The organism is uncultured Nostoc sp. (assembly GCF_964245445.1).
GTDB lineage: Bacteria > Cyanobacteriota > Cyanobacteriia > Cyanobacteriales > Nostocaceae > Nostoc.
In genome coordinates this window covers 1-10,428 of the sequence record NZ_CAXTNE010000274.1, presented here as the reverse complement: position 1 = coordinate 10,428, position 10,428 = coordinate 1, and the positions used below count along the sequence as shown (strand labels likewise).

At 44.4% G+C, this 10,428-nt stretch carries 13 protein-coding genes and 1 pseudogene; 6 read left to right on the top strand and 8 right to left on the bottom strand.

The window, feature by feature from the left end:
- Positions 1–47: 47 nt before the first annotated feature.
- Positions 48–854, bottom strand: a complete 807-nt coding sequence (locus tag ACFE90_RS31170) for a pentapeptide repeat-containing protein (protein ID WP_375506206.1) — start codon at positions 852–854, stop codon at positions 48–50.
- 97 nt (positions 855–951) lie between these two features.
- Between ACFE90_RS31170 and ACFE90_RS31165 the strand changes: the two genes are divergently transcribed.
- The 5 genes from ACFE90_RS31165 to ACFE90_RS31145 all read left to right on the top strand — a co-directional run bounded on the left by ACFE90_RS31165 (position 952) and on the right by ACFE90_RS31145 (position 4,871).
- Complete coding sequence (locus tag ACFE90_RS31165; protein ID WP_375506205.1) at positions 952–1,539, top strand: phycobiliprotein lyase; 588 nt, start codon at positions 952–954, stop codon at positions 1,537–1,539.
- 193 nt (positions 1,540–1,732) lie between these two features.
- Complete coding sequence (locus ACFE90_RS31160; RefSeq protein ID WP_375506204.1) at positions 1,733–2,464, top strand: 15,16-dihydrobiliverdin:ferredoxin oxidoreductase; 732 nt, start codon at positions 1,733–1,735, stop codon at positions 2,462–2,464.
- An 83-nt stretch (positions 2,465–2,547) separates the two neighbouring features.
- On the top strand, positions 2,548–3,297 hold the full coding sequence (locus ACFE90_RS31155; RefSeq protein ID WP_375506203.1) for a phycoerythrobilin:ferredoxin oxidoreductase: 750 nt from the start codon (positions 2,548–2,550) through the stop codon (positions 3,295–3,297).
- Positions 3,298–3,462: 165 nt separating this feature from the next.
- Positions 3,463–3,741, top strand: a complete 279-nt coding sequence (locus ACFE90_RS31150) for a hypothetical protein (RefSeq protein ID WP_375506202.1) — start codon at positions 3,463–3,465, stop codon at positions 3,739–3,741.
- Between the two features lie 218 nt (positions 3,742–3,959).
- Positions 3,960–4,871: a HEAT repeat domain-containing protein gene (locus tag ACFE90_RS31145; protein ID WP_375506201.1), complete on the top strand. Its 912-nt coding sequence runs from the start codon at positions 3,960–3,962 to the stop codon at positions 4,869–4,871.
- A gap of 56 nt (positions 4,872–4,927) precedes the next feature.
- On the opposite strand, the gene ACFE90_RS31140 is transcribed toward ACFE90_RS31145, so the two are convergent.
- The 6 genes from ACFE90_RS31140 to ACFE90_RS31115 all read right to left on the bottom strand — a co-directional run bounded on the left by ACFE90_RS31140 (position 4,928) and on the right by ACFE90_RS31115 (position 9,450).
- Positions 4,928–5,131 carry a hypothetical protein gene (locus ACFE90_RS31140; RefSeq protein WP_375506207.1) on the bottom strand — a complete coding sequence of 68 codons (204 nt, stop codon included), beginning with the start codon at positions 5,129–5,131 and terminating at the stop codon, positions 4,928–4,930.
- A 44-nt stretch (positions 5,132–5,175) separates the two neighbouring features.
- Positions 5,176–5,790: a HEAT repeat domain-containing protein gene (locus tag ACFE90_RS31135; RefSeq protein ID WP_375506200.1), complete on the bottom strand. Its 615-nt coding sequence runs from the start codon at positions 5,788–5,790 to the stop codon at positions 5,176–5,178.
- Between the two features lie 277 nt (positions 5,791–6,067).
- On the bottom strand, positions 6,068–7,351 hold the full coding sequence (locus ACFE90_RS31130) for a HEAT repeat domain-containing protein (RefSeq protein ID WP_375506199.1): 1,284 nt from the start codon (positions 7,349–7,351) through the stop codon (positions 6,068–6,070).
- A gap of 155 nt (positions 7,352–7,506) precedes the next feature.
- Positions 7,507–8,001 carry a C-phycoerythrin subunit alpha gene (gene cpeA, locus ACFE90_RS31125; RefSeq protein WP_375506198.1) on the bottom strand — a complete coding sequence of 165 codons (495 nt, stop codon included), beginning with the start codon at positions 7,999–8,001 and terminating at the stop codon, positions 7,507–7,509.
- 80 nt (positions 8,002–8,081) lie between these two features.
- Entirely contained in the window at positions 8,082–8,636 is a 555-nt protein-coding gene (gene cpeB / locus ACFE90_RS31120) for a C-phycoerythrin subunit beta (RefSeq protein ID WP_375506197.1), read from the bottom strand.
- Positions 8,637–9,282: 646 nt separating this feature from the next.
- The gene (locus tag ACFE90_RS31115; RefSeq protein WP_375506196.1) at positions 9,283–9,450 is read right to left on the bottom strand and encodes an NblA/ycf18 family protein; all 168 of its coding nucleotides are present in this window, start codon (positions 9,448–9,450) and stop codon (positions 9,283–9,285) included.
- Positions 9,451–9,824: 374 nt separating this feature from the next.
- On the opposite strand from ACFE90_RS31115, the pseudogene ACFE90_RS31110 reads away from it, so the two are divergent.
- Positions 9,825–10,013 (top strand): annotated as a pseudogene (locus ACFE90_RS31110) (IS982 family transposase); the annotation flags it as partial.
- Between the two features lie 73 nt (positions 10,014–10,086).
- Here ACFE90_RS31110 and ACFE90_RS31105 read toward each other — a convergent pair.
- Positions 10,087–10,377 (bottom strand): formylglycine-generating enzyme family protein, encoded by a 291-nt coding sequence (locus ACFE90_RS31105; RefSeq protein ID WP_375506195.1) that lies wholly within the window; start codon positions 10,375–10,377, stop codon positions 10,087–10,089.
- Positions 10,378–10,428 lie beyond the last annotated feature (51 nt).

Genomic DNA, 10,428 nt, shown 5'->3' with positions numbered 1-10,428 from the left:
CCCTGCCCCCTGCCCCCTGCTCCCTGCCTTATCCCAACGATAATTATCTACTTAGTTTCTAGGCTAGCGCGTGTGGTACGACGGGTTAAAGCATGAGGTGTATCTAGCTCTTGTGCAGGTTGGCTAAGGAGGCGCGATCGCATTTCGTCACTTAGCCCTTGAACATGGGTAAAATCTGCTCCCGCAATGCTTTCTAGATGCTCGAAATCAACGCCAGTCAAATCTGCTGCTCGTAAATCAGCTCCTGCGAGGTTGGCTCCGTTTAAGCGAGCATTGCGTAAAAATACTCCTGGCAACCAGGCTTTCCGCAAGTCAGCCTGACTTAGCCGCGCTCCCTGAAGATTAGCATGAGTTAAATCAGCCCCCCCTAAATATGCTCCCAACATACTTGCACCTTGCAAATCAGCATGACGCAAGTTGGCTGTATTCAACTGGGCACCATTCAAATAGGCATTTGGCCCAATCGCCCCAGAGGATTTGTAATTAAAGCCTTCGGGAAACAGGGTTTGGCTATCATATATTGCCCCTACCAGCTTGGTATCGGTCAAAATAGCTCCTCGTAAATCTGCGCCACTCAGATCAACTCGGTACAAACAAGCTGCCTGTAAATTGGCATCCCTTAAAATCGCTTGGCTGAGATCGGCTGCCCGTAAATCAGCACCACTGAGATCCGCAGTACTGAGATCCGCTTTGCTGAGATTCGCTCGAATCAAAGTAGCTTGATGCAAATTAGCTCTTTGCAGTTCTAAACCACTAAGGTTGAATTGATATAAATCTTCTTGAGTGAGAGCAAACCCTGCCTTGAGGACAGCCAAAACCTCTTGGGGTGTCTTGTGAGTTTCCCTGCTGATCATGAGTTGAAATCGTGAGATTATTTAGGGGTATTGTACCGCGACCCATCTACAATCATTAGGGTCTAAGAAAGGATGGAGTTTTATTAGAGGATCAGCTATGCCTTTTGTACCACCAATGACCATGATAGAGTTTTTCAGTAAGAGTGAAGGGGTCTGGTTTACCCAGCGCACAGTGCATCACTTTGATACAGTCCCGGATCAATCGGGAGAATCAAAGCTTTATGTAGGCGCGATCGCACTTGATGACCCACGGGTAAAAGCAATCTGCCAGCCGCAAGGTATCGATCCAGCTAGTGCTAAGGGAGGTGCTAGCTTTATGTGGCAAGAACATGACGACGATCAAGAACCCAATCTAGATCGTGTCGCTGTCTTAATTGATGTACCAGATGATCAAACAGGGCGATCGGGAAAATTGCTCCGCAACCAAGGCTATGTGGAAAAAATTCCGGTGGTTAGCCGTTACTGGTTTGGACAAGATGGCATTTTAACCATTGATACGGAATATGAAACCAACCAAGGTCAGGAACGCTGCTGGTTCATGACCGATGATTTTCGGGTGCGCGTTAGCACAGTGCGGATGATGAATGGAGTGTATTTGATGACCTATTGTTCTGAACGACGCTATTTAACTGAGGCGAATTTAACACAAATGGTGCAACACAATTTATCTAGAGCATCCGTTTGATCATCTGGTCGCTCATAATCTTGAAAAACTTGCTATTGTTTCTAGTCCATAGTTCTGGCGATCGCCATTAGTAGACATTGCACCATCGCCTAATCCTAACGTTAAGGATCGTTACTTTGTTTAACATATTCGAGACGGCGAATCTGGGAATACCCTATTCTCTGGGGTTAAGGCAATTTAGTCTATAAATTTTATGTATAAGTGCTTCCTTGAGCATCTGGAACAATGGCTTTTGCAACGGTTTACATTAGAAAGTCGCCCAATTCCCCCAGGACTAGAGTATCAGGTGAGCGATCGCGGCAGAAATCCCGCCACAATTCAGAGTTGGTGCTATCAGTGCCCACAGTTACGGAAAATCCGCTATACATACATTGATGCAGGCGCAAGTGCCCAGATTCTTAATAGTGTGATTTATCCCAGTCATAACTACGAGTTGCCTTTACTCGGCATTGATTTTCTCTCTTTCGGTCAGGTGAAAAACCTGATTGTGATGGATTTCCAGCCTTTATTTCAAGATGAAGCTTACTTGAGGAAGTATATACATCCATTGCAGACATTGCATAATAAGTATCCAGACTTGGCACAAGGCTTGGAAATGAAATTTTACGATGCTAATCAGTACTTCTCAAAATATCTCTTATTTGCCAAAACCGATGTAGAAACAGTAAAAACGAGGGTCTTTGAGGCATTCAAAGACTATCTGAATTTGTACTGGCAGATGCTAGTCCAAGCTAAACCTCTGAGCGACCAATCAGACATTCAACGGATTGTCAAAGCCCAAAAAGACTACGATCAATATAGTGCCGATCGCGATCCTGCATCTGGTTTGTTCAGTAGCTACTTTGGACATCAATGGTCAGAACGATTTTTGCATGAATTTTTGTTTGAGGATGCTGTACCCTTAGTAGCTAATGCAGCCAAATAGTGATTTAAATCTACATCACCACAACAGAATATGGTGATTGTTAATTTTGAATGCGTGAATTTTAAATTGGGAGCGAAGTAACGTTGACTCTCTATCAGCCATTTTTAGATTACGCGATCGCGCTTTTACAGGAACGCTTGAATTTGCAGCCTTATGCAATTCCTCAAGGGTTTGAGTCGAAGCAAGCAACAGTGGGCAAAGGCAAACATCACCAAGAGGTCTTAACGACTAGCTATGCCTATCAAACTACCAAACTCCGGCAAATTCGAGCCGCCCATGTACAAGGGGGTAACTCACTTCAGGTATTAAATTTCGTTATTTTCCCCCATCTGAATTACGATTTGCCCTTCTTTGGCGCAGATTTAGTTACCTTGCCAGGAGGGCACTTAATTGCCCTCGATATGCAACCCCTATTTCGGGATGATTTGGGGTATCAGGCAAAGTATACCCAGCCTATCCTGACAACTTTTCACGCACATCAGCAGCATCTACCTTGGGGGGGCGACTTTCCCGAAGAAGCCCAGCCCTTTTTCTCACCCGCCTTTCTCTGGACGCGCCCCCAGGAAACTGAGGTAGTGGAAACCTATGTGTTTGCAGCGTTCAAAGACTATCTACAAGCCTACCTGGATTTTGTTGACCAGGCGCAACCGATAACCGACTCCAAATATTTAGCAGACATTGAACAGGCTCAACTACGTTATCTCCGCTATCGAGCAGAAAAAGACCCAGCACGGGGAATGTTCACCCGTTTTTACGGTGCTGAGTGGACAGAAGAATATATCCACGGATTTTTATTCGATTTGGAAAGAAAGCTGACATCAACGATTAGATGAAGTTAGCCCCTCTGGGGAAGTCAAAAGTCAAAAATCACGCATTCAAAAATTTTGAATCTCATAAATAAATTTAGTTGCTCTGTACCTTTTTATTTCTAGTCAAAGGTAGAGCTAGGACGATCGAAAAGGTTTGTCCGTTGATGACTGAATCTGAGAAAATCGAACATGGGCATTTTAAATCTACTTTTAGGAAACACAACGGATATGGCTGATACTACAGAACTCACTTCAAGCGCTCAAACCAGCCTTGAAGAACTGACAGAAGCGATCGCTGAATTAGAAGAATATCGGGAACGCCTGGTTAACGATACCTTGTCAATGGCGCAGCGTGCCAAAATTATGAAGGCACAAGCACTTGCTAGCCTGCAACCTCAGCTTACCCAGCTAGACGCAACTCTTGAGTCACTACGACAGCAGCAATCTACTCTGACATGTGGTAACTAGTACCCCTTCGGAGAATTAAGAATTAAGAATTAAAAATTAAAAATTTAGGGATTTTTCTCAATTTTTAATTTTACATTTTCAATTTTTAATTGGAGGGAAGCGACGGTCAAAAGTCACCCATACTTTAATTTTAGGCTTCTGGCTGTAATAAAACGGTAGGTTTATTTCCGCCGGACTGTACTAGATCATTTAACAATAACGGTGATAGGGAATTTGTCATGAGTCAATCGCTCAACTTTGAAGCTCCAGCAGTGGATGATCCTATCCTGCGAGTGCAAGCTGAAAATGATGATCTGGTTCAGAGGGTAAATGAGCAGATTACATTAGAAACCTTCGATTCTACAGATCAAAAAGTTCTTAAACAACTCGTGGAGGGTTTAGGAGATCCACGGGGATTGGTGCGACTACGGTTTGCCGAAACCTTGGGTGAAATTGGTGAAGCAGCAACGCCATTTCTCATAGAGGCACTGGCAAATCATTCCAATGTAGTTGTGCGGCGGGCTGCTGCCAAGACACTCACTATCATATCTGACCCGTGTGCTGTGCCAGACTTGCTTCATGCTTTTCTGAATGATGAAGATAGGGTAGTCAGAAGTTCAGCCGCCGGGGCTTTGGCCAGAACAGGAGAAGCATCTGTACCAGCGTTACTGGGAATTTTAGCATCAGACGAGCATGCACAGGACATTAAAGGTCTTGCTGCATGGGCGTTGGCGTTTATTGGATCGGAAGCAGCAGACCATTTATACAAAGCATTGAACGCCGCCTCTTTGGATGTCCGATGTGCTGTCATCGGGGCTTTTGGTCATGTGGCGCAAGAACAGTCAGACGAAAAGTCCTGCAACCTTCTAGTTTCTGCTCTGACTGACAAGGAAGCGCTCATCCGCACTGAAGCAGCCGCAGCCTTGGGACAAGTAAATTATCCTCCCTCTGTGCCGCATTTAATTTTGGCAATTCAAGATACCGATTTAGACGTGAGGAAGGCAGCAATCAATTCCCTTGGTAAAATTGGCGATCGCACCGCATTAAAATCATTACAGCCGCTACTTAATGACGAACAAGAGGTGGTGCGGGTTCTGGCTAAACTAGCGATCGCGCAAATTAAACGCCAGTCCGAAGCAGATGATTGGTAATGTTCCCGTTCATCTACTTGCTGCTTACAACAATTGTTAATTTTGGCTGCTGTCTATTAATAATCACTCTCAGCTACACAAATTCCTTTACATTTGATGCCGTTTGTAGCTGTGCGCTGACAATGAGGACAGAGAATTTTTTCTGTTTCTGGAGCGATATTTGTACTGGTACTTGCTTGTGGTTTATCTTTGCCGATTTGGATGTTCACGCTTATCAGGGTAAAGGAAGTTTGTTGTGGTTTATTTGTATATTTTACCAACCACAGAAATTCCCTCTACCAAGCTATTTTTCTTCCTGTGGGTATTATTTTTCTCCCCGATCAAACTTCATTGTCATTTCTAGGCGAGATAATGCACTAGTGGCAGACTCGCGTACATAGGAGTCGGTGGATTCATCCTGAATCAGGGATTGTAGCACTTCCACACCTCGGCGATCGCCAATTGAGACAAGGGCATTCACGATAGAGATTGCCAATGCTGGGTTGTCTGTGGTTTGCAATGCTTCAATCAAAACATCCACCACAGGAGAACCAATTTCACCTAGAGCCATGACAGCTGCAATATTCACTACAGGATTGGGGTCATTAAGAGCAGTCGTTAAACCCTGCACTCCTTCAGCTGCAAAGGGAACATCTGGATGATTAATAGCGACTTGTGCCAGTGCTTTGGCGGCACTTCCCCGGACGGTGACATTATCACTATTGAGCAAAGCTTCAACTAGAGGAGTCACTGCATCAGGGCCGATCGCGCCTAGAGCTTTGACGGCAGCTCGTCGATAGGTGGTATCCTCTTCATCGAGAATACTCATCAACCGGGGAATAGTTGTCTCATCAGGATTCTCAGCCAATTGCCACATTGCTTGGTCGCGTAGGTGGGGGTTGGGGTGTTTTAGTTGTTGAAATAGTTCTTCTGTGGACATAACAAGATTTTAATAAATTATCAAAAATGTGCAATTAATGTGCAGTGGTTCTCGAACAGGAATGGGTCGAATCCCCATTTGAACTTTCCCCCTTGCTCCCTGCTAAGAGCTCCCTTGCCTCTTCTTCAAGCCTCTGAATTTATCAGTGGTGTGATTAATTTTGAATTTTGAATTTTGTTAGCGCAGCGTAAAGCCTTCTCTTCTCCCAAGGGGAGACGCTACGCGAACGAGAGGCAACGCCTTCGGCATAGCAACGCTATGAGCGAGTCCGCGAGCGTCATTTTGAATTCCCCGTAGGGGTTAACTTGGCTTTTTCACGAATCAGCCAATCATCATCGTTGGCGACTTGTTCATAACCACTGGTATCACCAAGTTTTTCTAGTGCCATCAACGCCGCATACTTCAGATCCCAAATTTTGGTTTCTAGACAGGGTTTCAGTTCGGGAATCGCCCGTGGATCGCCGAGTTCACCAAGAGCGATCGCTGCTGCTGCTCGTGATTTTTGAAACTGTGGTTGTTTATTATGCAAGCCTTCAATTAGTAAATCGTAAGCTGGGGAATGTTTTAACCAACCGAACAGCTTGATCACATGGAAGTGGGCACCATAATCATTATTTGCTTCTTCGGCGTAGGTGGCAAACAAAGCCTCAGGAGCAGCATCAGCGTGATGGTCAAGAATGGTTTTGCTTGCTAAATAGCAGCGCCCAAAGTCTGTTTCATACAACCCCCGGATTAAAGTTGGCAGAGTGGGGGAGCGATCATAACTATGCACTAAATTCAAATCCTGCGGATGGTCGTATAATGTCTGTTCTAAATAGGGTTGAATCGTGGCAAAAGTAATTGCTCCTGCAGCGATTCCGGCTTCTGCCAAAGTCCGAATTCCTCGCAGCCGAAACACCAAAGATACTGGACATCGGGCAATATAGGGAATTGCATCATAGTAACGGGCATCCATTAAATCTTGGATAGACAACCGCCGTCCTAACACATTTGGGTGTTGTAACATTGCCACTACTTTTCCCATCTGGGAATAGTCGCCAGTTAAACGGCAAACTGCGGCCATTGCCGCACTAGCTGTCGGTGGATCGGTATCATCTACAAATTTGCGAATCCGTTCCAGGGCAGGTTGATAATTAAACTTTGTTAATGTATGAATAATCACTCGATAGGTTTGCCCTGGCTTGTCCAGCAATTGAGCAACATCTTCTAAGATATCGGGGTCTTGAGTACCAATTTCACCGATCGCCCAAACAGCATTTTCCACGGTGTAGCAGTCTTCATCAAAAAGACAGGTGCGGATCACTGGTAAGGCTGACTCAGCTTGCAGTCGCCCCAAAGTCTCTACCGACTTGCGGCGGACGATGCGGTTATCCAATGAGGGGTTAGTTTGCTGCACCGCCTGCATCAGCGCTTTAATTGATCGCTCTGTGGGAAAATTGACTAAATGAGAAGCGGCAATATAACGTGAATCATCCTCACTCAATTGGTCTTGAGGCGTATCTAAAAGAGCGATCGCTTGGTCTTCTGTGAGGTTAAAAAAATTAAAAAAGCGTTTATCCATATATATATATCAACTTACCGAATCTTATTAAAAAAACAAACCCAGAGATTCTTTGCCATTACTCAACCTTAACAGGCAAAGCAAAGAGCCAAGAACCTCCAGGCTTGTAGAGTCACAATGTACCCTAACCACCAAATGACAAGTTTGGCAACTAACTAGGAGAGAGAGTTAATAGCGTAGTCTAGTAAAGCATTGTACTCAGTCAATGCTTGAGCAGACATATCACGAGGCGCACAACCACGGTTGCGAGCAAAGCTTAAAGCTTCAACATAAGGAGCAGTAGGTAAGCCTAAAGCGCGATAAACTTCACGTTGTCCAGCAATACCCCACTCATCCAATGGGCCAGTACCGCCAACTACCAAGCTGTACTGAATCAGGCGCATGTAGTGCTTGATGTCACGAGCACACTTGGACTTGAACGTATCGGTGGAATTAGCTTCACCAGCATTGTTCAAGTAAGGATATTTCTTAATAGAAGCGTCGTAAGCTTCGTTTGCAACTTGATCGAGGTTGTTAGCTAGCTTTTCAGCAGCTTCCAAACGAGCAGCTGCACGTTGGATAGAACCTTGTACTGATTCTAAATCAGAGGTGCTGGGGAAACGACCTGCGGCATCAGCAGATGCGATAACGGTGGTAACAACTGATTTCATTTCTTAAATCTCCCAAAAGACTTTTTATTTAAACTGTGTTGGATGTCAATCTGTTGAGTGAATTGCGAATCGCAAGTTCCTTAGCTCAGAGCAGAAATTACGCGATCAAAGTAGCTGGAAGATTCAGCAACTAGGCTAGCGCAGCGATCTTCTACAACAGGAGAACCCATCTTACGCAATTTGTTACCAGCACGAGCCTCACTGGGGGTGTCTTGAATGTGAGCAGCTGCACACGCCTTCATGATTTGAACGGCACGCACGGTAGAGGTGGTGGGTACGCCAAGAGCTGCATAGGTTTCTTTCAAACCGTTCAAACAACGATCATCTAGAACTGAAGCATCACCAGCTAATAAAGCGTAGGTTATATAGCGTAAGATGATTTCAGCATCGCGCAGACAAGCAGCCATGCGACGGTTAGGATAGCAGTTACCACCAGCTTGGATCAAACCTTGGTTTTCGCAGATCATTCCAGCAACAGAATCAGAGACGATGCAGCTAGCGTTGCTAGCGATCGCATTTACAGCATCCAAACGTCTGTTACCATTAGCAACGAAGGCTCTGAGGGCAGCAATATCAGATACGCTAGAAGTGCTGGCATCTGCTGAAATTACAGCTCTAGAAAAAGCGTCAAGCATTTCGCTCTCCTTAAAAATTGGTTTTCTCTGAAACTTGATTGCCTGTTCCCTGAACAAGACAATATAGAACATAAAAGATGACACCTATCTTAGTCTCAGTTATGAGAAACTAAGTAATAATCCTTAATAAACAATCCCCAGTCAGGATTGGTCTGACTGGGGAACTAGGGGTACGCTTTGAGGATTAAGGGCGAAGGAGTAATATCATGTCCGCCTAATTAGTTATAATTCCCACATCTGTGCAAAAAGCGCAGAAGCCTCTTTCCCCCTGCCCCCTGCCCCCTGCGGTCTAAATGATAAGTCTTTAACCGGACACGATATAACGGGGATTGGGATTGTGAGGATGAGGGGGATGAAGAAGATAAGGAAGCAGAAGATAAATAACATTGACAAATGCCTCATGTCCATTTTTCTGCTTGGTTCTAAAAAATAGTGCGATCGTGCTGAGTAAATTCGACAAGCTTTTGGTAATGAACGTTGTGGAGATGAACCTCCTTAGGCAAGAACGACATTAACGCCAGTTGTTGAGATTGAATATATATACCGCCAGAGGATAGAGTAGGCTTGCAGTTTAATCTAGAGAAGGCTTGCCACATCCTTTTGTTTCTACTTGTACTCTAGAAAATTAACAAATATCCCCAGTTACCTAAGTCTGCTTGAGAAGATGCTTGATCATATTGTCTTTGACCATTAACTGCCGCAGCACCTCTAAAAGCAATTTTTGAGATTCTTGCTGGTTTAACCCCTTAACCTGCTGTTCGTAAAGTTTGAGGTTGAATTTCTGCTCTAAGTTAAGTTCCATTGGGATATCCATAGTTTTTACTCTCCGGTGTTTTGCAACATTAGCTTTATATATTCCCTTGAATTAATATTAACAAAAGTTACACCTACTTGACAAGTGGACAATTTTAGACGATGTGCTACTCATTGGGGTTGGTCAACAAAAGCCTTTGCAGCAGGTAACCTATGGTGTACACACAAATGCTGTCGTCCGCAGGTGATCGCACTTGTCCTGTTTCTCCCTTTTCCAGAGTTCTTGTAACAAAGCTACACTTTGTCAGAGCTTTGAGTCCTCTACCAATTGGTGGTAAGTGTGGGTGGAGATGTCTAGTGCCAAATTATTGACCACATCGGGAAGTGCCTGCTATTTTTGGCAAAGTAACGTGCAACAGCTTTTGATCTGTTGCTAAGAGCCGCTATGCTTTTATTCGTCAAGCAGCTAATTGTTAACAGCACAAAGAACTCATACAACAAAAATTAGCCCTGGATTTAGGAGCATTTTCCGAGCAACTTCATTTGATTGATGGATTACTAATACCTTTGTGTAGCTTCAGTCGCGCTCCCAACTGCTGGAGTTTTAAATCCCAAACGGAATATTAAGTCCCACATCGCCTTAGATCATCAAGTTTTACAGTTATTTAGATAATTTGGGAATCCTTTTTACTTTTTATTAGTAAATAAGATGCGTTTGCCCTAGTGTGCAAACCACCCTAAAGCCGAAGTCGTAAAACGCTACATCCGAATTGCCTCCGTCTAAACGGGCAGATGAACGACAGACGCTTGACTGAGTTAACCATGAACCACCCCGCAGCAGGCAAGTATTATTTCTACTTACCCAAGCACTTCCATCAGCAGGCATTCCCCGGTAATCATTGTGGTATTTGTCTTGACACCATTCCCAGACATTGCCATGCATCTCATACAAACCAAAAGCATTTGCAGGTAAACTACCAACATCCATGAAACTATCCCACTAATAAAAAAGTATGGTAATCTACTTCTCAACAAGGAG